The sequence below is a fragment of the Kitasatospora mediocidica KCTC 9733 genome, from assembly GCF_000744225.1.
GTDB classification, from domain to species: Bacteria; Actinomycetota; Actinomycetes; order Streptomycetales; family Streptomycetaceae; genus Kitasatospora; species Kitasatospora mediocidica.
The window spans coordinates 437,188-460,154 of the sequence record NZ_JQLN01000007.1 but is presented as its reverse complement, the minus strand read 5'-3'; the positions used below and the strand labels follow the sequence as shown (position 1 = coordinate 460,154).

The following is a 22,967-nucleotide window of genomic DNA, read 5'->3' as shown; positions in this document are numbered from 1 at the left end:
CATGACTGGACAGACAGGCCTGGCCGCCGACCTCGCCGGCCGGGTGGCCGCGCTGATGCCCCGGGCCACGGCGGATCTCGCCGAACTGGTCGCGATGCCCTCGGTCGCGGACCCCCGCCAGTATCCCCCCGAGCACTGCAGGCGCACCGCCGAGTGGGTCGCACAGGCCTTCACCGACGCGGGTCTGCAGGACGTCCGCCTGGTGCTGACCCCGGACGGCAGCCACGCCGTCGTCGGCCACCGCCCGCCGCCGCCCGGGGCCCCGACCGTCCTGCTGTACAGCCACTACGACGTACAGCCTCCACTGGACGACTCCGCCTGGCAGTCCCCGCCGTTCGAACTCACCGAGCGTGACGGTCGTCTGTACGGGCGCGGATCGGCCGACTGCAAGGGCAACATCGTCATGCACCTCACCGCGCTGCGCGCGCTGGGCGACGACATCCCGGTGGGCCTGAAGCTGGTCGTGGAGGGCTCCGAGGAGCAGGGCACCGGCGGCCTCGAAGCCTATGTCCCCGAGCACGCCGACGAGTTGCGCGCCGACGTGCTGCTGATCTGCGACACCGGCAACGCGGCCGTGGGCGTACCCACCGCGACGACCGTGCTGCGCGGCCTCGCCAACGTCGTGGTGACCGTCTCCACGCTGGCCGGAGACGTGCACTCGGGCATGTTCGGCGGCCCCGCGCCGGATGCGCTGGCCGCGCTGATCCGGACCCTCGACTCGCTGCGCGACGCGACGGGCGGCACCCGCATCGACGGCCTGGACGGCAGTGGCGTCTGGCAGGGCGCCGACTACGACGAGCAGCAGTTCCGCACCGACGCGGCCGTCCTCGACGGGGTCGCACTGCTGGGTTCCGGCACGGTGGCCGACCGGCTGTGGGCCCGTCCGGCGGTGACCGTCCTCGGCATCGACTGCCCCCCGGTCGTCGGTTCGGCCGCCGCCGTACCCGCCGTCGCCAAGGCGCGGGTCAGCCTGCGGGTCCCGCCCGGGACGCCGGCCGACGCGGCCGCCGACGCCCTGACCGCGCACCTGAAGGCCGCGGCCCCCTGGGGCGTCCAGGTCCAGGTGGAGCGCGAGGGCACCGGCTCGCCGTTTCGCGCGGCCACCGGCGGACCGGCGTACGCCGCACTCGACCGCGCCATGCGGGACGCCTACGGCAAGCCGATCTCCTTTCTCGGCCAGGGTGGTTCGATTCCGCTGTGCAACGTCCTGACCACCACCTTCCCCGACGCCGAACTGATCCTCATGGGCGTCGAGGAGCCACGCTGCCTGATCCACGCGCCGAACGAGAGCGTGGACCCTGCCGAGATCGAGCGGATGGCCCTGGTGGAGGCCCTCTTCCTCCACAACTACGCTAATTCTGCGGGCGGTTGACTAAGGGTCGAGTGCTCCCATCCATCGAACCGAACCAGGAGTGGCCACGCCCATGCCGAAAACCTTCACCGCCCAGGACTTCACCGCGCGGATGGCGCGAGCCACCGAGACGGCGGCGCAGGCCGGCCTGTCCGGACTGGTCATCACACCCGGTCCGGACCTGCTGTACCTGACCGGCTACCGGCCGGTCGCCATCACCGAGCGGCTCACCGCGCTGGTGCTCACGCCGGGACGTCCGCCCACGATGATCGTGCCGAGGCTGGAGCGCCCCGACGCCGAGGGCGCACCCGGCGCCGCCGCCCTGACGCTCACGGACTGGACCGACGGGACCGATCCGTACGCCGCGGCCGGCCGGCTGCTCGATCCGAACGGCCGGTACGGGATCTCCGACTCGTCCTGGGCCATGCACCTTCTCGGCCTCCAGGAGGCCCTGCCGGCCAGCAGCTACCGCCCGCTGACGCGCGCCCTGCCGATGCTGCGCGCCGTCAAGGACGCCGACGAGCTGGAGCGGCTCGCCGCCGCCGGCGCCGCCGCCGACGACGCCTTCCGCGCCATCCTCCAGGTGGCCTTCGCCGGCCGCCGGGAGAACGAGGTCGCCGCCGATCTCGCCCGGCTCCTCACGCAGTACGGCCACAGCCAGGTCGACTTCACGGTGGTCGGCTCCGGTCCCAACGGAGCCAACCCCCACCACGAGGCCGGCGAGCGGGTCATCCAGCCCGGTGACACCGTCGTCCTGGACTTCGGCGGCCTCAAGGACGGCTACGGCTCCGACACCACCCGCACCGTCCACGTCGGACCCGACATCCCCGACGAGGTCCGAACCGTGCACGAGGTGGTGCGCCGGGCCCAGCAGCAGGCGTTCGAAGCGGTACGGCCGGGAGTCGCCTGCCAGGAGATCGACCGGGTGGCGCGCGCGGTGATCACGGAGGCGGGCTACGGCGACTACTTCATCCACCGCACCGGCCACGGCATCGGCCTGACCACGCACGAACCGCCCTACATGGTGGAGGGCGAGGAGCAGGTCCTGGTGCCCGGGATGTGCTTCTCCATCGAACCGGGCATCTACCTCCCGGGACGCTTCGGGGTCCGGATCGAGGACATCGTCACCGTCACGGAGAACGCCGGACGCCGGTTCAACAACACCCCGCACGCCCTCGCCACCGTCTCCTGAGCCCGACGACGAGTGAGAGTCCGTCGGCGATCAGCGACTCAGAACCCCGGACCGGTGCGCACCCTGCTTCGGGTGGCCAGGTCGGACCCGCGCCACATGCCCGAGGCCATGGCTGTACAGGCGCCGGCCGTCCTGGTGCTGCTCTTCGTTCTGTCGGGGTTGTACCTGCTGGTGCTGCGCCGGCGGCCGCGCGGGTGAGGCCTGCCGGGCCGTCGACGGTTCCGCGCCACCGTGTGCCCGCACGCGTGGCGTGCCTGCCGCCCGTGCCGCGCGCTCGTATGGTGGGCCGGTGAATCATGTACTTCCGTGGTGGCACAGACCCGGTCCGGACGGTCGTCAGCAGACGCAGACGGACTACGCGGGCGCCGTCTACGGATCACTTCTGGCCGCCTCGGTGATCGTCGCGGCCAGCACCGCCGTCGAGTTCCCCCGACTTGAGACCGTGGTGCTGCTGCTCGTCACCGGGGTGGTCTTCTGGGTGGCCCATGTCTACGCGCGCCTCGCCGGGGAGCGGACGGTCGGGCAGGGGCTCGACTGGCGTGAGATCCGCCGGGTCGGGAGGGGGGAGCGGTCGATCGTCGAGGCGGCGGTGCTGCCGGCCGTGGCGCTGGCCATCAGTCCGCTGCTCGGGCTGGATCTGACGTCCACCGCGTGGTTCGCGCTGGCGGTCGCGGTGGCGCAACAGGTGTCCTGGGCCTTCCTCGGCGCCCTGTACGCCGGTGCGTCGCGCCGCCAGGCGAGCGCGGAGGCCCTGGTCAACTTGGTGCTCGGCCTGGTGATCGTGGCGGCGAAGGGCGCGCTGGGCCACTGAGGCAACGCCGTCCGCCGGGCTCGAATCACCCGCCAGGGGTGGTGCGCTCCCCGGCCTGCCGGGTGGAGTGTGGCCATGGAGCGTCGGTTTCGCAACCACTGGACAGCTGCGACGCCCGCCCCGTCGGCCGGTCACCGCCCCGCCGACGCCCTTCGGGCTGATCACCGCTGACAGGAGGCGCGTGATGAACTATCCGCTGCTGAACATCTTCCTCACCACCATGTGGATCTTCCTATGGGTGCTGTGGTTCATGCTGCTGTTCCGCGTCTTCGCGGACCTCTTCCGGGACGACACGGTGAACGGCTGGGGCAAGGCCGGCTGGTCCGTGTTCGTGATCATCCTGCCGTTCCTCGGCGTGTTCGTGTACCTGATCGTCCGGGGCAAGGGCATGGGCCAACGGGAGATCGCCAAGGCGCAGCAGGCCGACCAGGACTTCCGCGCCTACGTTCGCGAGGCCGCCGACACCGGGACCGGCTCGAAGGCCGGCACCGCGGACGAACTGGACCGGCTGGCCGAGCTGCGTCGACGGGACGACATCACCCAGGAGGAGTACGAGCGGGCCAAGGCGCGCGTGCTGGCGTGACAGCCGGCCCACCAGAGGCGCCGGGCACCAGAAGGTGCCCGGCGCTTCGACGTACGCCTCCACGCAGGGAGCTGATCAGTCGGGCAGTTGCCTCAACTCCGTGATGCGCAGCCCCAGATGCTGAAAGCGTGTCAGGAGCCCGTACAGGTGCGCTTCGTCGACGATCCGGCCGGCCAGGACGGTCTGGTCGGCGATCACGAAGCTCTCCAACTCGGGGAAGCCTTCTTCCAGCATGGCCTCTGACATGGTGCCGGCGACCCGGATCTCGTAACGCATGCACGCCTCCCAGGTGGATGGCGAACGGAGGACGGCGGACCACGGTCGCCGGTTCCTCCCCTGCTCCCCAGGGTCCTCGCCCGGGGCCCGGCAGTCGTCACCCCGGGGAGGTGAGCCGGTGGGAATCGCGCTCACAGCAGGTGCAGCCGGCGCGCGCGACGCACCGCCTCGGCGCGGTGGCTGGTCCCCAGCTTGCGGTTGATGCTCTTGAGATGGGTCTTGACGGTGTTGACCGACACATGGAGGTCGCCGGCCACCTCCTGCGTCGACATCAGCTGTGCCACCAGCGCGAGCACGTCCTGTTCGCGCCTGCTCAGCGGCTCGACGGCGGCGTCCTCCAGCCTCTCGCCGGAGTCCGGCACCGCCGCCGGGCGCAGGCTCCTGGGCAGCCAGCCGTGGGCCTCGGTGAGCGCGGGGCGGTGCAGCAGGAACGGCGCCAGCCAGGGGCCGGCCTCCAGGAAGGGTCCGCACAGGTGGTCCGGACGAGCCGTGGCGAGGGCGCGGGCGAGCAGCTGCCGGGCCCGTCGGTCGTCCCCGTCCGCGGCGCACACCTCGGCCCTCACCAGCAGGGAACGGGCGGCGATCGTGGGCGCACCCGGCACGATGTCGGGCAGGGCCCGGACCGCGGCCCCCGGGCGCCCGCGGCCAGGTGGGCCCGAGCCATGGCGACGGCGTGGTCGGCACCGCCCGCCTCGGGGTGCGACAGCACCTCGACCGCGGCCCGGGTGTCGCCCGCCATCACCAGCGCCTCCGAGGCGGCCAGTGCGGTCAGCCCCCTGGCCCAGGGCGACGGATCCTCGGCAGCACCGGGATGCTCGGCGGCGTCGAGGGCGGACAGGGCCTGCCACGGATCACCGTGGCGAAGAGCCAGCCGGGAACGGACCACGGCGGTGATCACCGCCTGCACGGGATCCCGTCCGGACTCCGCCCCCGCCCCCGCCCCCGGCCCTGCGGTGTGCTGGGCGCTGCGTCGCGCCGCCGCCAGGTCGCCCCGCTCCATGGCGACCTGCGCGAGGACGAGGTAGGCGACGGCCGGCCGGTCGCCGCTGTCGCCTCGGGTGTGCGCGACCTCGGTGACGGCCTGGCGGGCGCGGGTCTCGGCCCGGCCGGTGGCACCGGTGAGTAACTCGACCAGCGCGAGCAGCGCGAGCGGCTCGTACCGATCCCGGGGATCGGTACCGTCCGCCCGGGCGAGGGCGGCGAGCAGCGTCGCGCGCGCCGAGGCGAGGTTCCCCGCCCAGAGCCGCGCGGCCGCCAGGTCGGTGAGCAGCCGGACCGCCAGCAGGGGGTGGTCGTTCCAGCGGTCGGCGGGCAGGCGGCGCCGCAGGCGTTCGACCGCCTCGGCCGCGTCCTCCGCCGCGACGGTCGAACCGTTCAGCCGGGCGGCCACCAGCCGCAGGAAGGCGGCGCTCAGCGCGAGCGGTGCGTCGTCACCGGCGGTGGCCGCGCAGGTGGTGGCCGCGCGCTCCAGGTGCGCCGTCCCGGCCGGCAGGTCGGCGGCGGCCAGTGCCCTGGCCGCCCGGATCAGCTCGGCGGACGGGCCGCGCACACCGGTCGGCATGCCTTCCAGCAGTGCGGCCGACACTCCGATGCCCGCGCGGGAGAAGTACTGTTCGACCGCCAGATCACCGACGAACCACTCGGCGGCCGTACGCCATTCGCCTGCGGCGATCGCGTGGCGCAGGGCGTCGTCCAGCAGGCCGGCCTGGTGCAGCCAGCGCGCGGCCGTCAGGTGGAGCTTCTGCTGCAGGCCCGGACAACGGGCCCGCAGCTGCACGCGGAGGATCTGCGCGAACAGGGGGTGCTGGCGGTACCAGGAGCCGTTCACCGGGGTGACGAAGGCGTTCGCCCGGGCGAGGTCGTCGAGGATCCGCTCCGCGTCGCCGCCTCCGGTCAGCGCGTTGGCCAGGGCCGGGTGAATGCGTTCGAGGACGCTGGTGCGCAGCAGGAGGTCCCGTGCCTCGCTCGGCTGGGCGTCGAGCACCTCGGCCAGCAGGAAGTCGGCGATCGTGCTGTGGCCCGCCTCGAACTCCTTCAGGTACCGCTCGCAGTCCGGTGCGCCGGCGGCGGCCAGTGCGAACAGCCGCAGTCCCGCGGCCCACCCCTGGGTGCGCTCGGTCAGGGCCCCGACACCTTCGGGGGAGAGCGACAGATCGTGCAGCCGCAGGAGCTCCGAGGCCTCCTCGGTCGAGAACGCGAGGTCGGCGGCGCGGATCTCCGCGATCTCACCGGCGGCACGGTAGCGGTGGAGCGGCAGCAGCGGTTCGTTGCGACTCACCAGGACCAGGCGCAGCTTTCCGTCCGCACGTCGGAGCAGGAGGTGCAGCCCTTCGACGATCTCCGGATTGGTCATGCGTTCGAACTCGTCGAGGACGATCACGACCGGGCGTCGGCATGCGGCCAGCTCGGCTGCCAGGCGCTCGGCCGGCTGCTCGGCCGGGTCCGCCCGGCGCGCGGTGGCGGTCTCCTGCGCGAGCGCCCCCGCCTGGCCCAGGGCCTGCCGGAGGACGGCCCAGAAGAACTCGGGGGCGTTGTCCTCCACCTCGACGGTCAGCCACGCGGGGCGATCCGGCGCCGCGAACGCGCGCGCCCAGTCGGAGGTCAGCAGCGTCTTGCCGGCTCCGGCCGGCCCGTTGACCAGCACCAGGACGTGCTCGCGCACGCCGTGGGTGAGCCGCTCGGCCAGCCGCGGCCTGCGCACGAACGTGGTCGGGACCGGGGGAACGCGTAACCGTGCGCCCAGGAGCGGGTCCGCGCCGAACCGCGAACTCCGCCCCTTCGGGACGGCCGGACCCCCGGGTTCCGTCGCCACGGTGCTCACCGCCGTCCATCCCGGACCTGCGCCGGGCGGGCACAGCTCTCCCTTCGATGGTCGAACGCGGAGCGCCGCGCCGCAAAAGGGAGGACCGCCTCAGCTGCTGCCGCCGCCCGCCGCCGGGGCGTCCTCGCCGGGCAGCGGGTGCGCGGCGCCGTCGGGGGTGGGTGCCGGGCTCGGGGCCAGGAACTCGCGGATGGCGAAGGCGATCAGGATCACCACGGCGAACCAGAGGACGACCAGGCCGGTCGGGTGGGTCCAGAACACGAAGACGACCGAGGCGATGAGCAGGATCGCGATCCCGATCCACCGCTTCCACCGGCGCACGAACGGTTCCACCGGGCCCGCGCGGAACCCGATCGAATCCGCCGCGGAGCGCACCCCGGCCATCCCGGTGGCGCCGATGTGGCGGATGGCCACGGCAGCCCGGGAGGGTCCCGAGAGCAGCGCGCCGAGAGCGACGAGCACGGCGAGCGCGCCCACCCCCCGCACGGCCTGGCGCAGGAAGGTCACCAGGGCGTCGAAGACGGCGCCCGCCGCGGCGGGCGAGGCGTCCGACGGCAGGTGGTCGATGAAGTAGGAACGGAAGACGGCCAGCGCGACGCCCAGCAGCAGCATCGCCGCGCCGACACCGATCGCCGCGCCGACCAGCGCCCTGCGCCGATTGACCGCGGTGTACACCCCGGCCGCGGCGACGAGCACCGCGATGACGGGCAGCCAGTTGCCGAGGATCTCCAGCAGCCGGACGGCGCTCTTGACCTTGGCGAGGTCGGGGGAGGAGAAGATCACGAAGTCGGTGTGGATGTCGGGGATCTTGGCGGCGGCCGCGAAGCCGGCATCGACCAGCTGTGCCTTCACCAGCTGCACGGCCGGCGCGATGTCGAGGGTCACCTCGTTGTTCGTCAGCTGCACCGCGCCGCCGCCCTCACCGGTCAGCGCCTTGTTCATGGTGGCGTGGCCGGCGCGCAGCGCCTGCTCCCAGACGGTCGCGAAGGCGTCGCTGGTCACCACCCGATCGGCCGCGCTGTGGATCAGATCGGTCAGCGCGCTGGTGAGCGGCCCGCTCAGGCCGTTGATCAGCTGGGCCAGCCGCGGTGGTACGCCCTGGTCGGCGGCGCCCGTCGAGAGCTGGTTCACCACGCCGGCGACGTCGATCTGCTGCACCGCGGCGTTGGTGATCCGGTTGGTGACGGCTGCCTGCACGTCGGGGTTGTGGGCCAGCGGCGCCAGGGCCGAGACGAACCGGTCCGTGTCGTGGACCTCGTCGTGCGCCCACACCGCGATCACCGCGAGCAGCGACAGCACGGACGCGACGATGATCAGGACGGTCGAGCCGAAGGCCCGCAGCCGGTGCTTCTCGGCGCGGGGTGTGGCGGCTGTGGCCTCCAGCTGGGCGATGCGGCGATGAAGACCGGCCAGCTCTCCCTCGTCCGGCTGCCCGGGCTGTGCCGGCTCGGTGGATGACATGGCCGGTGGCTCCCTTCCGGCGCGCTCGCCGCTGCCGGCCCCGGCACCGATGTGTCGCGGCTCTCCCCGCAGCAGAACCGATACCGGGCCCGCGCACGACCCGAGAGGCCCCACCCGAGTGGTCGGCCCGGCCGGACGAGTGAGCCTCAGGGTGCGTCCGCGGTCGCTCCCGGGGCCGGGGTGTCGCCGGCGGCGGGCGCCGGGGTGCCTTCGTGCGGCAGCAACAGGGCTGCGGCGAGGCCGATCACGCCGAAGACGGCCAGCGCGATCATGGCCGTGGCATAGCCGTTACTGGTGAGTTCGGTGACCAGGATCGTGCCGGCGACGGCGGTGCCCAGCGAGGAACCGAGGTTGGCCGTCGGGAGATGGAGGGTGTCGCCGGATGAGGCGGTGTCAGGCGACATGCCGGCGGTCGAGTTCGTCGTCGAGCGCCAGGGCCGCGTCGATCAGCGCGAGGTGGGTGAACGCCTGGGGGAAGTTGCCCAGTTGCTCACCGGAGGGGCCGATCTCCTCGGCGAACAGGCCGACGTGGTTGGCATAGGTGAGCATCTTGTCGAAGGCGTAGCGGGCCTGCTGGAGCCGACCGGCGCGGGCCAGCGACTCGACGTAGAGGAAGCTGCACAGGTTGAAGGTGCCCTCGGAGCCGCGCAGTCCGTCGGGTGAGGCGGCGGGGTCGTAGCGGTAGACCAGGCTGTCGCTGACCAGCTCCTGGTCCATGGCGTCCAGCGTGGAGAGCCAGGCCGGATCGGTGGGGGCGAGGAAGCCCACCTTGGGCATCAGCAGCAGGGAGGCGTCCAGCACGTCGCCGCCGTAGTACTGGGTGAAGGCTCGGCGCTGGGAGTTCCAGCCCCGTTTCACCACCTGCCGAAGCAGCTGGTCACGGGCGTCCTCCCAGCGGGTGAGGTCGGCCGGGCGGCTGTAGGTTCGGGCGATGCGCACCGCCCGGTCGAAGGCCACCCAGCACATCAGCCGGCTGTAGGTGAAGTCCTGGCGTCCGCCCCGGGTCTCCCAGATGCCCTCGTCGGGGAGGTCCCAGTGGTCCGTCAACCAGTCGATCAGGCTGCTCAGGGCCTCCCAGCCGCCCAGGGTGCCCATGTCGCCGCCGCCCGTGGTGAAGGCGTAGGCGGCCTCTCCGTAGATGTCGAGCTGGAGTTGGTCGGCCGCGGCGTTTCCGGCGCGCACGGGCGCGGACCCGAGATAGCCCTCCCAGTGGTCGAGCACCTGCTCGGACAGGTGGGGATCGCCGTCGATCCGGTACATGATCTGCAGCGGTCCGTTCTCGCCGCTCCCGCCGCCCTGGGCGGCCTCGACGCGGTCGCGGACCCAGCGGCGGAAGGCCAGGGCCTCGTCCTCGAAGCCGAGGCCGGTCAGGGCGTGGACGGAGAGCGAGGCGTCGCGGATCCAGGTGTAGCGGTAGTCCCAGTTGCGTTCGCCGCCGACCTGCTCCGGAAGTCCCATGGTGGCGGCGGCGATGGGGGCGCCGGTGGGGTGGTAGGTGAGCAGCTTGAGGGTGATCGCCGAGCGGTGCACGATCTGCTGCCAGCGTCCCGCGTAGCAGCAGGAGGCGAGCCACTCGTGCCAGAACTCGCGGCAGGCGTCGAAGGTGGACATGGTCTGCTCGTCCACGGGCGGCGCGGGCAGCGGGCTGCCCGACGGCTGGGTGGTGAGGAGCACGGTCGCCATCTCGCCCGCGTCCAGGGTGAACCGCGCGGTCAGGTCCGTCCCGTCCGGGTGCAGCACCACCGGGGCCGTGGCCTGGACGCAGAGTCCCTGGTCCGGGCCCTCGAACAGGGCCGAACGGTCGTCCAGGACGGTGAGCCGGTGGTCGGCCCGGCCGTAGTCGAAGCGCGGCCGGCACTCCAGCACGAACGGCAGGCTGCCCCGCACCACCCGGGCCACCCGGACGATGCGATGCCGGTCGCTGGGGGTGGGGGAGGTGTCCGGGACCATGAAGTCGATCACCTCGGCCACCCCGCCCGGGGCCATGAAGCGGGTGATCAGGATCGCGGTGTCCGACAGGTAGAGCTGCCTGACGCTCTCGTCGGCGACGGCGTCCCGGTCGATCGCCAGTCGGCAGTAGCCGCCTTTGGCCCGGTCGAGCAGCGAGGCGAAGAGGCTGGGTGAGTCGAACCGGGGAGTGCACCACCAGTCGATGTCGCCGTCGGTGGAGACCAGTGCGGCGGTCTGCAGGTCGCCGACGAAGCCGTGTTCCGCGATCGGGGGGTAGGGACGCATGGTGTGACTCCCGGGGCCGGAGCGGAGAACTGACCCTGCCCGGTCACTGTAGGAGCGGGGCGTCAGCGGCGGGCTCACCCCACGGGGGTGAACGGGTGGGCCCGGGTGTCCGGGTGTCACGGAAGGGGATCCAGGGAATGGGGGTACTGGTGTTTCCGCCGAGTTCTGCACCGCACTGCACTGCACGAATCGAGGTCGAGGAATGTCCACATCACCGAGACCCACGCCCCCGGCCCAGAGCCCCGGCGACAGCGCCTCCCGGGTAGCCGGCGGCACGGTCGCCTTCGCCGCCGTGATGCTTCTGATCGGCGGAGCACTCGCCATCTTCCGCGGGATCATGGGCATCGCCGAGGACGACGTCTTCGTCAGGACGCCGAACTACGTCTTCAAGTTCGACCTGACGAGCTGGGGATGGATCCATCTGGTCCTGGGCGCTCTCGCGATCGTGGTGGCCGCCGGACTGTTCAGGCTGGCCGTCTGGGCCCGGGCGGTCGGTGTGGCCGTCGCCGCGCTGCTCATCGTCGCGAACTTCCTGTCCATCCCGTACCACCCGCTGTGGTCCGTCAGCGTGATGGCGGTCTGTGCCGTCGTCATCTGGGGCCTGTGCGTGGTCCGTTCCTACGACAGCTGAGTCGGAGTCAGGCTCTCGACCGCCCGCATCCACCGCCCGCATCCACCGATGAGGAGCACACGCATGGTTGGCACCCGCGAGGTCCTGCATGACGTCGTGGCCGTGGACCGAGCCGTGTACGCCGCGGTGGCCGGCACCGAGACCCCCGCGCTCGACGTCGGCATGCGGCGCCTGTCCGCCGCGGCCGACCACTCCAAGATCTCCCTCACCGTCGCCGGGCTGCTGGCGCTTCGCGGGGGACGGTCCCGGCGGGCGGCGCTGCTCGGCACCGTCGCCATCGGTGTGGCCTCCACCGTGGCCAATCTGGTGGCCAAGCAGCTGGTGCGCCGCCCGCGCCCGGACCGGGCCGGGAGCCGGAGCAGTCCGGAGCGTCACGTCCCGATGCCGGTGTCCGCCTCCTTCCCGTCCGGGCACACCGCGGCGGCCGTGGCCTTCGCCGTCGCCGTCGGTTCCGAACTCCCGGCCGCCGCAACGCCGCTCGGCGTCCTCGCCGTCGCGGTGGGGTATTCCCGGGTCCACAGCGGGGTGCACTACCCGGGGGACGTGGTCGCCGGAGTGGTGATCGGCGTCGCGAGCGCCGCCACCGTGTCGGCCGTCACGAGGCACTGAACCGCCGCTGCCGTCGCCGACGGCTGGGGACGCCCGGCGGCAATGCGGGTTCTAGCGGCGTGCCGGGGCCGCGCCGGAACCGGCGAGGCGTGCCACGGTCAGTGCCTGGTGGCGCAGGAGCGCGAGGTCGATCGGCGGCTTGGAGCGCGGCACGCCCGGTCGTCCGCGCGGGACCCGCACGCGTAGGGCGAGCGGCCGGATCGTGAGGCGCACCGGGGTGGGCATCAGCACGGCTTCACCGTCGATGCCGACCGGGATCCGGGGGGCGTCCGACTCGACGACCACCTCGTGTGCGACCAGCGTGCGCAGTCCGCCGGCGTGGCGGCCGCGGAGCAGCTCGACCGCCTGAGCGGCGTTGTCGACCGTGATCGCGATGACGCCGAGCACGCCGCCGTCGAGCCGGGGACGGCGGCCCAGTCCGATCGGATCTCCGAACTCGTACGGGTTGTTGCTGATGAGTACGGCCTTCGGAGCCTCGATGACCACCTCGCCGTCGATCCGGACCACCAGACGAGGTCCCTGGTGGCCCGAGAGCGTCTCGGGAAGCAGCCGTAGCGTCGTGCCGCGCTTGTCGTCCCGGTACGCCGGACTCTGCACGACCTCCGCGTAGGCACCGAACGAGGCGTTGTTGACGAAGGTCCGCCCGCCGATCAGCCCGAGGTCGAGGCAGATCTCGACGCCGTCGCGCAGGGCGTCGAGGCCCGCGTCCGGCCGTTTCCGGTCCAGCCCGAGGTCCATCGCGAAGTGGTTGCGGGTGCCCGCCGAGACGACGAGGAAGGGGAGGTCGTGGTCGGCGGCGATGCCGGCGACCAGTGCCTGAGTGCCGTCTCCACCCGCGACTCCGAGCAGGTCGGCTCCGTCCGCCACCGCCGTTCGCGCCAGCGCGGCGACGTCGGTCGGGCCGGGGCCGTCGAGCAGCGCCACCTCGGCGCCCAGGGCTGCCGCCTTGGCGTCCAGGGCGAACTGTCCGACCTTCCCCCCGCCCGAGCGGGGGTTCATGATCAGGAAGGGGCGGGCCGGGGGTGGCGCCTCGCGTTCGGGCATGCCGGAGGGCGGCCGGGCCAGGACCAGGGCGGCCCTCGCGGAGGTGACCGCGAGCGCCGACAGGAGCAGCGCCAGCACGATGGACCAGAACTGGCCGCGGGCGATGTAGAGGACGACGACGGCGATCGGCACGGCCACGGCGACGGCGGCGCAGACCCAGCGCAGCGCGCCTCGGTTGCTCAGGAACCACCAGATCGCTGCGAGCGTCACCACCAGTCCGAGCCCGCCCGCGGTCAGCACGGCGAGACTGCTGAGGCCGCCGGTGATCAGCATCGCCACGGCGCCGAGCGCGGCCGCATAGGCGAGCCGGGCCAGCCAGCGCTGGGAGGCCGGCACCGGCAGCGAGGGCCCCTCGGGAGTCACGGCCCTGTCGGGGGGTCCTGCGGGTCCTGCGGGTCCTGCGGGGCCACGACCCGCCGCCGGGCCCTGATTCGGCTTCTCGGCATCGGTCATGGCTCCTCCGGGATCGCGTGAACAGAGAACGCAGGAGCAGGTCCGGACTTCCGCGTCGGTCGTCGCCCCACCCACGGTAGTGCCGGACCCGGTCGGTCACCGGGAGGCAGCGGCGTCGGCGCCCCGCGCCGCCCCGCCCCAACGGACCGGGCGGGGCGGGGCGGGCAGGCGGTCAGCGTCCGGTGAGGCTGTCGAACCAGGCGCGGATGCGGGGGTAGGAGGCCAGCGCCGATCCGTTGTGGTCGGTGGCACCCGCGTCCAGCACCGGCGCGTTCACCCCGGCGGAGGCCAACTCGGCCTGGCAGGCGCGGGTGTTGGCGGGCGCGACATCCCGGTCGCCGTCCGCGTCGTAGAGCCGGATCGGAGCCCGCGGGGCCCACCGGCAGACGCTGTCCGCAGCCTCGAACATCCGCTTGAACTCGCCGGTGGGGTGCCGGAGTTGCTCGAGGAAGGCCGGGGTGGAGAGCTGCTGCAGGCTGTCCGGGAGGGCGGCGGCCACCTGCTCGTCGGTGTGGTCCCCGTCGAACAGGGCGGTGACGGTGCGGTCGTAGGGCGCCTTGAAGGCCTTGGCGGGCGAGGTGTACAGCGGGTGCAGCCGGTTCCAGCCGACCACGAGGTCGGCGGCGTAGAACGCGGCGTGCGAGCCCAGCAGTTGGCCGTTCAACGCGGCGGGCAGCTCGCTGCCCGTCAGGTCGTACGGCCCGCTGACCGGGGCCAGCGCGGTCAGCCGGTAGCCGGGGACGGACCCTGCCTGCAGCGCCCGCCCCACGCTCATCGCGGCCGGGCCGCCCTCCGAGAAGCCGGTCACCAGCACCCGGCCGTCGGCGCCCGTCCCGTGCCGGGCCTCCACCACCCGGGCGGCGGTCAGCAGGTCGACCGAGGCGGTGGTCTCCGAGCGCACGTCCAGGTACGGGTGCGTGCCGGGCCCGACCCCCAGCCCCAGGTAGTCCGGCGCGACCGCGGCGAAGCCGTCCCCGGCGAACATCACCGCCGCCGCCCGGTCGGGACCGTCCGTCACCGAGGGGGCGTCACCCCGGTAGGCCATCGTGCCGTGCGTGTACTCGACGGTGGCCAGGGCGCGCGTCCCCGGATCGCGCGGCAGCGCGACCACCCCGCTGGCGGTGGTGGGCCGCCCCTGGGGGGTGACGGTCCGGTAGACCACCCGGTCCACCTCGACCCCGTCGCGTTCGGCCGGGGTGGCGAAGCCGATGCCCTGGACGTAGGCGGTGGCCTGCTGGGCGTCCAGCGAGGCCAGCGGCGTGACGGAGACCACGGTGCCGCGCTTCGCCCCTCCCGCCGACGGGCCGGCCGCCGTCGCGGTCGCGGTGCCCGCCACCACCGACAGGCAGAGTAAGGCGGCGGCTGCGGACAGGCGGTGGGTGGTGCGGCGGCGCGGTTGCAGGTTCGTCATCGAAATCTTCCCTCGCTCGGCTGCGCTCACGGCACTTGCGACTCGTCCCGGTGCCCGCGCTGCTGGGGGCTTCCCGGTGCCTCAAGCCTCGCAGCGCGGCCGCCCGGGAACGATGGAGCTGCCCGGCGTCCCGGGGGTGGGGAGAACCCCCCGGTGCGCCGGGGGTGAGGTCCCTCTCCCGTTGTGGAACTGCGCAGCTGTCATGCGCGCTCGTACATTTTTCTGCTCATGTTGACCGTGCTCTTGTCATAAATGAGCACTGCTGCCTAAATGATCCTCACCACGGTTCTGCTTCAGCCGCTTTCCCACGGCTCGACCGATCAGTGAGGTTGCCCCCTGTGACATCTCCCCTCGCGCGGCGACTGCGCGCGGCCCTCGCCGGCTGCTGCGCGCTCGCCACCGCGTCCGCCGGCCTGCTGCTCGCCTCCCCGGTGAGTGCCGAGGCCGCGACGTCCCCCACCCAGTACCCCAACTACGCGCCGACCCCGCCGATGGGTTGGAACGACTGGTCGTACTACCAGTGCGACATCAGCGAGCAGACCATCCTCGGCAACGCCCAGGCCCTGGTCGACAGCGGACTGGCCGCCAAGGGCTACGACACGGTGACCACCGACGACTGCTGGATGGGCGCGCAGCGCGACGCCGCGGGCGACCTGGTCGCCGACCCGGTGAAGTTCCCGCACGGTATGGACTACGTGGGCGCCCGACTCCACGCCATGGGCCTGAAGTTCGGCATCTACGAGGACGCGGGCACCGACACCTGCGGTGGCTACCCAGGCTCGCTGAACCACTGGCAGCAGGACGCGAACCTGTTCGCCAAGTGGGGTGTCGACTACGTCAAACTCGACGGCTGCAACGTCCCGGGCAAGCCCGGCGAGAGTGACGAGCAGAGCTATCACGACACCTATGCGGCGTGGAGCCGGGCGATGCTCAACACCGGTCGCCCGATGGTGTTCTCGGTCTCCGCCCCGGCGTACTTCCAGGGCACCGACGACGCCGTCTGGCACTCCGTCATCGGCTGGTCCGCGCAGGTCGGAAACCTCTGGAGGGAGGGCGCGGACATCGCCCTCGGCCAGGACAGCGGCGCGGGCAAATGGGGCTCGATCACCTACAACTACGGCTACAACGTGGGCCTCGCCGACCAGCAGAGCCCCGGCCGCTGGAACGACCCCGACTTCCTGCTCGCCGGTGACGCGGGCCTGTCCCGCGACGAGACGCAGAGTCAGATGTCGCTCTGGGCCATGATGGCGGCGCCGCTGATCTCCAGCACCGACCTCACCCGGCTGTCCGCCGACGGCCTGGCCGTCCTGGGCAACCCGGACGTCATCGCCGTCGACCAGGACCGGGCCGGCGTGCAGGGCCGGATCGTCCAACAGGGCGCCGGATACGACGTGCTGTCCAAGCCGCTGGCGAACGGCGACCGCGCGGTGGCGCTGTTCAACAGCTCCGACTCCGCGCAGACCGTCACCACCACGGCCGCCGCCGCGGGCCTCGGCTCCGGCTCGTCCTTCCTGCTCAAGGACCTGGTGACGAAGAACGTCACCCGTACCACCGGCACCATCAGCGCCGACATCCCGCCGCACGCCACCGTGCTCTACCGGGTCAGCGCGGGCGGCGGCCACACGGTGCAGCCGGCCACCGCCCTCAGCTGGCGGGACGTCAGCACCGAGGACCGGCCCGCCACGTACCAGGTCAGCCTCGCGAACCTCGGCGCGACCGGCATCGAGGACACCACGCTGCGCCTGACCGCCCCCGCGGGCTGGACGGTCTCCCCGTCGACGGTCCGGCTGAACCGTGTGGCGCCCGGGGCCACCGCGACGGCGACGGTCGTACTGACCGCACCCAAGGCGCCGCCGGGCACCACCGTGTCCACCATCACCGCCGCCGCCGACTACCAGGCGGGCCCGGCCGGGCGCGGTGCGGTGAGCGGGCCGCTGACGATCACCCAGGTTGTTCCGTACCCGACACTCGCCGCAGCGTTCAACAACGTCGGCGTGACGGCGGAGAGCACCACCGCGCCGGGCAACCTCGACGGCGGCGGCGACAGCTACTCCGCCGACGCCCTGGCCAAGGCCGGCGCGACCCCGGGTGCGGCCATCAGCGCCAACGGGCTGAGCTTCACCTGGCCGACGGCCGCCCCGGGCACCGCGGACAACGTCGCCACCGCCGGTGAGGCGGTCGAACTCGGCGGCCAGGGCAGCGCGGTCGCCTTCCTCGGCGCCGAGACCGGCTTCGCCTCCGGCACCGTGACGGTGACCTACACCGACGGCACCACCAGCACCGGACAACTGGGCTTCCCCAACTGGTGCTGCACCCCGACCAGCGACTACGGCGCGCAGATCGTCCTCACCACGGACCATCGCAACACCCCGGCGGGTCCCGCCAACTACGGCACCAGCTACCGGGTGTTCTCCAACACCGTGCCGCTGACCGCGGGCAAGACCGTCCGGACCGTCACGCTGCCCGACCAGCCGGCGATCCACCTCTTCGCGCTCTCGATCAAGCCCTGACCCGTCGCACCCCGACCGATCCAGGCCCCGCCGCTGAGTTGGGATGCGGCGGGGCCTGCGGGCCGTGCGGATGTACGGACGTGCGGGCGTGCGGGGCGTCAGGACGTCGGGGCCGGCTGTTCCGGAGCCAGGGAGTTGCCCGCCGGGATGTCGCCGCAGTCCGAGGGAGCGGTGCGGCCCGCGAAGCGGTCGCCCAGCCAGCCGAACGCGGTGGGTGCCCAGACGACGGGCACGCCGACGTGGCTGAGCAGGTCGTACTGCTGGTACTTGACCGGGGCCTGCCCGGCGTCGCAGTACTGCTGGGCGAGGGCCCGGACGTCTCCGGCGACCATGACCCCGTCACCGGTCCCGATGCCCGCGGGGCTGCCGAAGGTTCCCTCGAAGACGCCGCCGTTGCCCTGGGCGATGTATCCGGGGACGGTCGGGCTGGGGGCCGAGCCGAGGTTGATCCGGTTCACGGCCTGGAGGAAGCCGGGGGCCGAGTCGGGGTCGGCGTACTCCGGCTTCGCCAGCTTCTGCCAGGTCAGCCCGGGATAGTGGCCCAGCGCGTCGGCGATCGACCCCTGCTGGAGCTGCTGGTACACCTGCTGGCCGTAGCTGTTGAGGTAGGGCGTGAGGTCGATGCCGTAGGAGCGGGAGACCCCGATGACCGACATCGGGATGACACCGCTCCACACGAGGGAGCCGCCGACGTACTTGAGGTTGTGTGCCGGGTCCACCAGCAGGCCGCCCTCGGCGTAACCGACCAGCTTGCTGTTGACGTCGGGCGCGTAGCTCGGTGCGAGCGCGGCCGCCCAGTCGGTGGCGATGGCGCCGCCGGAGTAGCCCATCAGACCGAACCTGGTGTCGGCGTTCAGTCCGGTCTGCGCCGACCTGGTCGCCGCTCGGATCGAGTCCAGCGTGTTCGTCGCGTACTCCGGGCCGGCCGCGAAGTCGGCCTGCTGGCCCTCGGTGTCCGGGATGACGACGCTGTAGCCCTGCAGCAGTGCCGGGACGAGGAACACGGCCTCGACGTTGGGGATGGCGCCGCCCAGCGAGACGTTGCCGGCGATCGCGCGGGACGGGCCGTCCTCGGGGTTGAGGGAGTCGTAGAACGACTGGTAGGAGACGGCCTTGCTGCTGTCGCCGGTCAGGCTGCGCACCACCGTGGTCACGTTGGCGGCCGGTCGGCCCTGGGCGTCGGTGGTGCGGTAGAGCAGCTGGATCGCCGTCACCGGCGTGGGCAGGCCGACGAGGTGGTACGGCAGGGTGCGGGTCTTCAGCACGGTGCCCGGGGCGAACGAGGACAGCGGCTCGCTGCCGGTGTAGGCGTAGAACGGGTCGCCCGCCGTGGACGCTGACGGCGTGGCAGTCGACGCCTGGGCGGCCGACGCCGTCGTAGTTGTCGGCGCGCCCGGGGCGGCGTTGGCCAGCGGGGCGGCGGAGAGGGCCGCGGTGGTGGCGATGGCGAGGGCAACCAGTCGAGTGGCGGTTCTGGACATGAGTCCCCGATCCGGGAGTGGGGGCGGTGGGCATGGGGGTGCCGTGGGGGTGCCAGGGGGGCTGACGTGTGACGCGGCCTGGTACGCGCGTGCCTGGTCATCCGCCGGAGGACGTGTTACCAACTGGTAGGTAACATCCCGGAAACCATCATGGACGCGACACCGGACTGCGTCCTTGGGTGGGGTTACAGAGATTCGCGAGGTGGATTGTGACCGCACCCAACGCGGCGGACGGCGAGCAGGAGCCGAGCTTCGGCGGCATCCCGGTGCACAGTCGACTGCTGGCGCAGACGCCGACGCTGGCAACTGCGGTGCTGGCCCGGCTCGTCGAGCAGCTGCCGGCCTACGGCACGCTCCCCTCCGAACAGTTGCGCGGTGAGATCACCAAGGCGGTGGACCGCAGCATCCGGAACTTCATCGGGGTGCTGCGCTCCGGCGAGCTTCCCGCCGAGGCCGAACTGGCGGCGATCCGCGAGTCCTCGGCGCGGCGCGCGGACGAGGGCGTGCCGCTGGAAGCGGTGGTCGGCGCCTTCCACATCGGCGCGGAGGAGTGCGTCGCGCAGGTCCTCGCGGCGGCCGAACCGGCAGACCTGCCCGATGTGCTGACGGTCCAGCGCCGACTGCTCGGCTACCTCCGGCTGGTGAGCGCCGCGGTCGCCAGCGGGTACGTCCAGGAGCGGCAGGCCGCGCTCGGTGACGACCAGGTCGCCCGGCAGTCGCTGCTGTCCCGGCTGCTGGAGGGCGGCGACCCCCAGGCTGCGGCCGACCGCGCCGGGATCCGGCTGCCGGCCTGCTACCTGGTCCTGAGCATCGCCATCGGGCCGCACCCCGACGAACTGCTGCCCGGGGTGAACAGGGCCGTCGCCGCTCGCCGCAAACTCCGGCGGCTGCGGGCCGAGTTGGAGCGTCAGATGCCGGGGGAGCCGCTGTCGGTGCTGTCCGGGGACGGCGGGTTCGTGCTGGTCCCGTACGAGCGGCCGGCCGCCGCCTTCGGCAGCGCGGACCGCGAGCGGCTGGTCCGGCTGGTCGAGCAGCTCGCCCGGCTGTGCGGGGCCGAGCTGCTCGTCGCCGCTGCCGCCGCCGCGCCGGACGCCGTCGCGGACGCCGCCCGGCTGGCCGGCGAGGTCCGCGAGGTGGCCGAGGCGGCTGGGCGCGGACCCGGCCTGTACACGTTGGACGACATGCTGGTGGAGTACCAGCTGAGCCGTCCCGGCCCGGCCCGGGACGGGCTCGCGGCGCTCCTCGGGCCGCTCGCCGCACGGCCCGAACTCCTCGACACGCTGCGCACGTTCCTCAGCTGCTCGCTCGACCGCCGCCGCGCCGCCGCGCGGCTCCAGGTCCACCCCAACACCGTGGACTACCGCCTTCGCAAGATCACCGAACTGACCGGCCTGGACGCAGCCCGGGGCGCCGACCTGCTGACCCTGCACGCCTCCCTGGCCGCGCTGGCCGCGCTGGCCGTCCGTGAGCCCGTCCGTGAGCCGGTCCGTGAGCCCGTCCGTGAGCCCGCCCGTGAACCGGTCCGTGAGCCCGTCCGTGACGGTCAGACGGTCGGCCCGGCGGTGACCAGAGCGGTGATCTCGTCGGCGAGCTCCGGGCCGAGCTCACCCCAGCCGTCCTTGTAGCCGTAGACGCCGGCCAGGGTGCGGGCCTCGTAGGCGCCGTTCATGATCTCGATGTCGTTGGCCGTGATGAGGGCCGGGTGGGCGACGCCGAGGGCCCCCGAGACCTTGATCAGCTCCCTGCGCAGCGTCCGCAGGTAGACAGCGGCCCGGGTGGCCTTGGAGGCCGGGTCGAGGCCGCGGGCCAGCCACGGGTTCTGCGTGGCGATGCCGGTGGGGCACTTGTCCGTGTGGCACTTCTGCGACTGGATGCAGCCGATCGACAGCATGGCCTCACGGGCCACGTTGATCATGTCGACGCCCAGGGCGAAGGCGACCGCGGCGTTCTCGGGCAGGCCGAGCTTGCCGGAGCCGATGAAGGTCAGGTCGTCGGTCAGGCCCAGTTCGGCGAACGTGCCGTAGACCCGGGAGAAGCCCATCCGGAACGGCAGCGACACCGAGTCGGCGAACATCCGCGGCGCCGCCCCGGTGCCGCCCTCACCACCGTCGACCGTCACGAAGTCGACACCGCGGTCGCCACGCGCCATCAGCGTGGCCAGCTCCTGCCAGAAGTCCAGCTCTCCCACCGCGCTCTTGACCCCGACCGGCAGTCCGGTCTCGGCGGCCAGCAACTCGACGAAGTCGAGCATCGAGTCGACGTCGCCGAACGCGGTGTGCCGCGAGGGGGACGCGCAGTCCTTGCCGACCGGGACGCCGCGGATGTCGGCGATCTCCTGGGTCACCTTGGCGCCCGGCAGCATGCCGCCCAGCCCCGGTTTGGCCCCCTGGGAGAGCTTGATCTCTATCGCCTTGACCGGCGCACCGGCGACCACCGCCTTGAGCTTGTCGAGGCTGAAGCTGCCGTCCTCGTTGCGGCAGCCGAAGTACGCGGTGCCGATCTGAAGGACGATGTCGCCGCCGTTGCGGTGGTACGGCGAGAGGCCGCCCTCGCCCGTGTTGTGCATCGTGCCCGCCAGCGCCGCCCCCTTGTTGAGCGCGGAGACGGCCGCGCCGGAGAGCGATCCGAAGCTCATCGCGGAGATGTTCACCACGCTCGCCGGCCGGAACGCCTTGGCGCGCCCACGCGGCCCGCCCAGCACCTTGGCCGAGGGGAGCGGGGCCTGCGGGTCGTGCGCGTCGGGCAGCGCGCCGGCGAACGTGCGCTGCTTCAGGTAGGCGTGCCCCTGCACGTGCTCGACGTCCACCTCGGTTCCGAAGCCGAAGTAGTTGTTCTGCTCCTTCGCCGAGGCGTAGATCCAGCTGCGCTGGTCACGGCTGAAGGGGCGCTCCTCCTCGTTGGAGGTCACGATGTACTGCCGCAGCTCCGGCCCGATCGTCTCCAACAGGTACCGGGCGTGACCGACCACCGGGAAGTTCCGCAACAGGGCGTGCCGCTTCTGGATGAGGTCACGGGCAGCCACTGCGGCCAGTGCGGTCGCGGCGACGGCGCCGATTCTCCGGGCGTGCATGAACGTTCCTCCTTGGTGCACGACTCCACCGTCGTGAGGTGGAACCGTGGAGCCGTGATGCCCAGGCGGGCGTGGCGTTGGGCGACGGGCCGGCCGGTCGGCCGTTCGGCGTCCCCGAAGAATGCGCCACGATAGTAGGAGGCCGCCCGGACCGGCCTGTCGCCAGGGTGCCGGCAGCGCGCTCGCCGACGCCTCGCCGGCCGCCGGCTACCTCGAGACCGTCACGCCGGCGGGATCCGGCCTCCGGGCGGCGGCCGGCCCGTTTCCGGCTGTGGCCGGACTCCCGTCGCCGGCCGGCGTGGCGGTCAGCGGCAGCGCCAGGATGGTGGCGAGCAGGCCGCCGAGCGACCGCGCCGGCAACACCAGGCGCCGATGGGCGAGCCGGCGGTGTCCCGTCCGCTCCGGCGCCCGCCGCACCCGCGGTGCCGCCTCGGGCGCGGTCTCGGCCGGGACGGGGTCGGGGTCGGACGCGGTCGGTGCGAGGGCGGCGTGGGCAGACGGCACGCGAGGTTCGACCGCGTGCTGCCGCATCTGGATGCGCTGCCAGGCGGACCGCCAGCGGGCGAGTTCCTCGCCGGACGCGCCGAAGGCGGTGGCCAGCGTCAACACCCGTTGCAGCGGCGGCAGGTGGTTCCGCTGCGGGCTCAGATCTCCCGAGGTGGTGCTCCGCGGAAGGCCGGTGCGGCGCTCGATCTCGCGCAGTGACGGGTCACCCGACCAGGCCTTGAAGGCCCGGAGCTGGCGAACGAGCTCCTGCGCGGTGGTGGCGTCGCACGGATCGGGCATCACCGCCAGATCCTGTCGCGGTAACCGGCTCGGATCCCCGTTCATGTCGTGCCCGGTCATCTGTCCCCCTCGGTAACCGGCTCGATCGGCCGAGCGCGGCGCGTGTCCCGGGGGCCAGTCTCGTCAACACCAACCCGCCACTCCATGGCGTTCTCCTGGCGTTAGCATGATGCTTTGTCGTCAGGCGCCGGTCAGGGCCGCAGAGTCGGGGGGCCGCTGACGGCGGTACGGGTTCCGGGCGC

19 protein-coding genes are annotated in these 22,967 nt (G+C 72.7%); 8 read left to right on the top strand and 11 right to left on the bottom strand.

What is annotated here, in order from left to right:
• The first annotated feature begins 1 nt into the window (after position 1).
• The 4 genes from BS80_RS32445 (at position 2) to BS80_RS32430 (ending at position 3,937) form a co-directional block, all read left to right on the top strand.
• Positions 2-1,372 (top strand): dipeptidase, encoded by a 1,371-nt coding sequence (locus BS80_RS32445; RefSeq protein ID WP_035804862.1) that lies wholly within the window; start codon positions 2-4, stop codon positions 1,370-1,372.
• 52 nt (positions 1,373-1,424) lie between these two features.
• Positions 1,425-2,543, top strand: coding sequence for an aminopeptidase P family protein (locus tag BS80_RS32440; protein WP_035804860.1), 1,119 nt, complete (start codon positions 1,425-1,427; stop codon positions 2,541-2,543).
• 289 nt (positions 2,544-2,832) lie between these two features.
• The gene (locus BS80_RS32435; protein WP_051967498.1) at positions 2,833-3,354 is read left to right on the top strand and encodes a hypothetical protein; all 522 of its coding nucleotides are present in this window, start codon (positions 2,833-2,835) and stop codon (positions 3,352-3,354) included.
• A 184-nt stretch (positions 3,355-3,538) separates the two neighbouring features.
• A complete protein-coding gene (locus tag BS80_RS32430; RefSeq protein WP_035804859.1) occupies positions 3,539-3,937 on the top strand; it encodes an SHOCT domain-containing protein in 399 nt (132 codons plus the stop codon).
• Positions 3,938-4,012: 75 nt separating this feature from the next.
• Here the strand turns inward: BS80_RS32430 and BS80_RS32425 are convergent, their stop codons facing one another.
• The 6 genes from BS80_RS32425 to BS80_RS32405 all read right to left on the bottom strand — a co-directional run bounded on the left by BS80_RS32425 (position 4,013) and on the right by BS80_RS32405 (position 10,730).
• Positions 4,013-4,213 (bottom strand): hypothetical protein, encoded by a 201-nt coding sequence (locus BS80_RS32425; protein WP_035804857.1) that lies wholly within the window; start codon positions 4,211-4,213, stop codon positions 4,013-4,015.
• A gap of 131 nt (positions 4,214-4,344) precedes the next feature.
• On the bottom strand, positions 4,345-4,776 hold the full coding sequence (locus tag BS80_RS42150; protein WP_198045680.1) for a helix-turn-helix transcriptional regulator: 432 nt from the start codon (positions 4,774-4,776) through the stop codon (positions 4,345-4,347).
• Positions 4,773-6,914 carry an AAA family ATPase gene (locus BS80_RS32420; protein WP_198045679.1) on the bottom strand — a complete coding sequence of 714 codons (2,142 nt, stop codon included), beginning with the start codon at positions 6,912-6,914 and terminating at the stop codon, positions 4,773-4,775. The genes BS80_RS42150 and BS80_RS32420 overlap by 4 nt, the downstream gene beginning before the upstream one ends.
• Positions 6,915-7,124: 210 nt before the next feature.
• Positions 7,125-8,495, bottom strand: a complete 1,371-nt coding sequence (locus BS80_RS32415; protein ID WP_063772133.1) for a hypothetical protein — start codon at positions 8,493-8,495, stop codon at positions 7,125-7,127.
• Between the two features lie 146 nt (positions 8,496-8,641).
• Positions 8,642-8,899: a hypothetical protein gene (locus BS80_RS32410; RefSeq protein ID WP_035804855.1), complete on the bottom strand. Its 258-nt coding sequence runs from the start codon at positions 8,897-8,899 to the stop codon at positions 8,642-8,644.
• Positions 8,889-10,730 carry a glycoside hydrolase family 15 protein gene (locus BS80_RS32405; protein WP_035804853.1) on the bottom strand — a complete coding sequence of 614 codons (1,842 nt, stop codon included), beginning with the start codon at positions 10,728-10,730 and terminating at the stop codon, positions 8,889-8,891. The genes BS80_RS32410 and BS80_RS32405 overlap by 11 nt, the downstream gene beginning before the upstream one ends.
• A gap of 202 nt (positions 10,731-10,932) precedes the next feature.
• Between BS80_RS32405 and BS80_RS32400 the strand changes: the two genes are divergently transcribed.
• The gene (locus BS80_RS32400; protein WP_035804851.1) at positions 10,933-11,361 is read left to right on the top strand and encodes a DUF7144 family membrane protein; all 429 of its coding nucleotides are present in this window, start codon (positions 10,933-10,935) and stop codon (positions 11,359-11,361) included.
• Between the two features lie 63 nt (positions 11,362-11,424).
• On the top strand, positions 11,425-11,970 hold the full coding sequence (locus BS80_RS32395) for a phosphatase PAP2 family protein (RefSeq protein ID WP_232246736.1): 546 nt from the start codon (positions 11,425-11,427) through the stop codon (positions 11,968-11,970).
• Between the two features lie 51 nt (positions 11,971-12,021).
• On the opposite strand, the gene BS80_RS32390 is transcribed toward BS80_RS32395, so the two are convergent.
• Together BS80_RS32390 and BS80_RS32385 are read right to left on the bottom strand one after the other, a co-directional pair.
• Entirely contained in the window at positions 12,022-13,377 is a 1,356-nt protein-coding gene (locus tag BS80_RS32390; RefSeq protein ID WP_051967495.1) for a diacylglycerol/lipid kinase family protein, read from the bottom strand.
• Positions 13,378-13,639: 262 nt separating this feature from the next.
• Positions 13,640-14,878, bottom strand: coding sequence for an alpha/beta hydrolase family protein (locus BS80_RS32385; protein WP_035804847.1), 1,239 nt, complete (start codon positions 14,876-14,878; stop codon positions 13,640-13,642).
• Positions 14,879-15,216: 338 nt separating this feature from the next.
• On the opposite strand from BS80_RS32385, the gene BS80_RS38730 reads away from it, so the two are divergent.
• Complete coding sequence (locus BS80_RS38730; RefSeq protein WP_063772132.1) at positions 15,217-17,388, top strand: NEW3 domain-containing protein; 2,172 nt, start codon at positions 15,217-15,219, stop codon at positions 17,386-17,388.
• Positions 17,389-17,486: 98 nt separating this feature from the next.
• Here the strand turns inward: BS80_RS38730 and BS80_RS32375 are convergent, their stop codons facing one another.
• The gene (locus tag BS80_RS32375; protein WP_035804846.1) at positions 17,487-18,869 is read right to left on the bottom strand and encodes a lipase family protein; all 1,383 of its coding nucleotides are present in this window, start codon (positions 18,867-18,869) and stop codon (positions 17,487-17,489) included.
• 209 nt (positions 18,870-19,078) lie between these two features.
• Here BS80_RS32375 and BS80_RS32370 point away from each other — a divergent pair, with 209 nt between their 5' ends.
• Positions 19,079-20,494 (top strand): PucR family transcriptional regulator, encoded by a 1,416-nt coding sequence (locus tag BS80_RS32370; protein ID WP_157536731.1) that lies wholly within the window; start codon positions 19,079-19,081, stop codon positions 20,492-20,494.
• Here BS80_RS32370 and BS80_RS32365 read toward each other — a convergent pair.
• Together BS80_RS32365 and BS80_RS32360 are read right to left on the bottom strand one after the other, a co-directional pair.
• Positions 20,413-21,939, bottom strand: coding sequence for an FMN-binding glutamate synthase family protein (locus BS80_RS32365; RefSeq protein ID WP_035804845.1), 1,527 nt, complete (start codon positions 21,937-21,939; stop codon positions 20,413-20,415). The two genes, BS80_RS32370 and BS80_RS32365, sit on opposite strands and share 82 nt — an antisense overlap.
• A 207-nt stretch (positions 21,940-22,146) precedes the next feature.
• Positions 22,147-22,725, bottom strand: a complete 579-nt coding sequence (locus BS80_RS32360) for a hypothetical protein (RefSeq protein ID WP_035804844.1) — start codon at positions 22,723-22,725, stop codon at positions 22,147-22,149.
• Between the last annotated feature and the right edge of the window lie 242 nt (positions 22,726-22,967).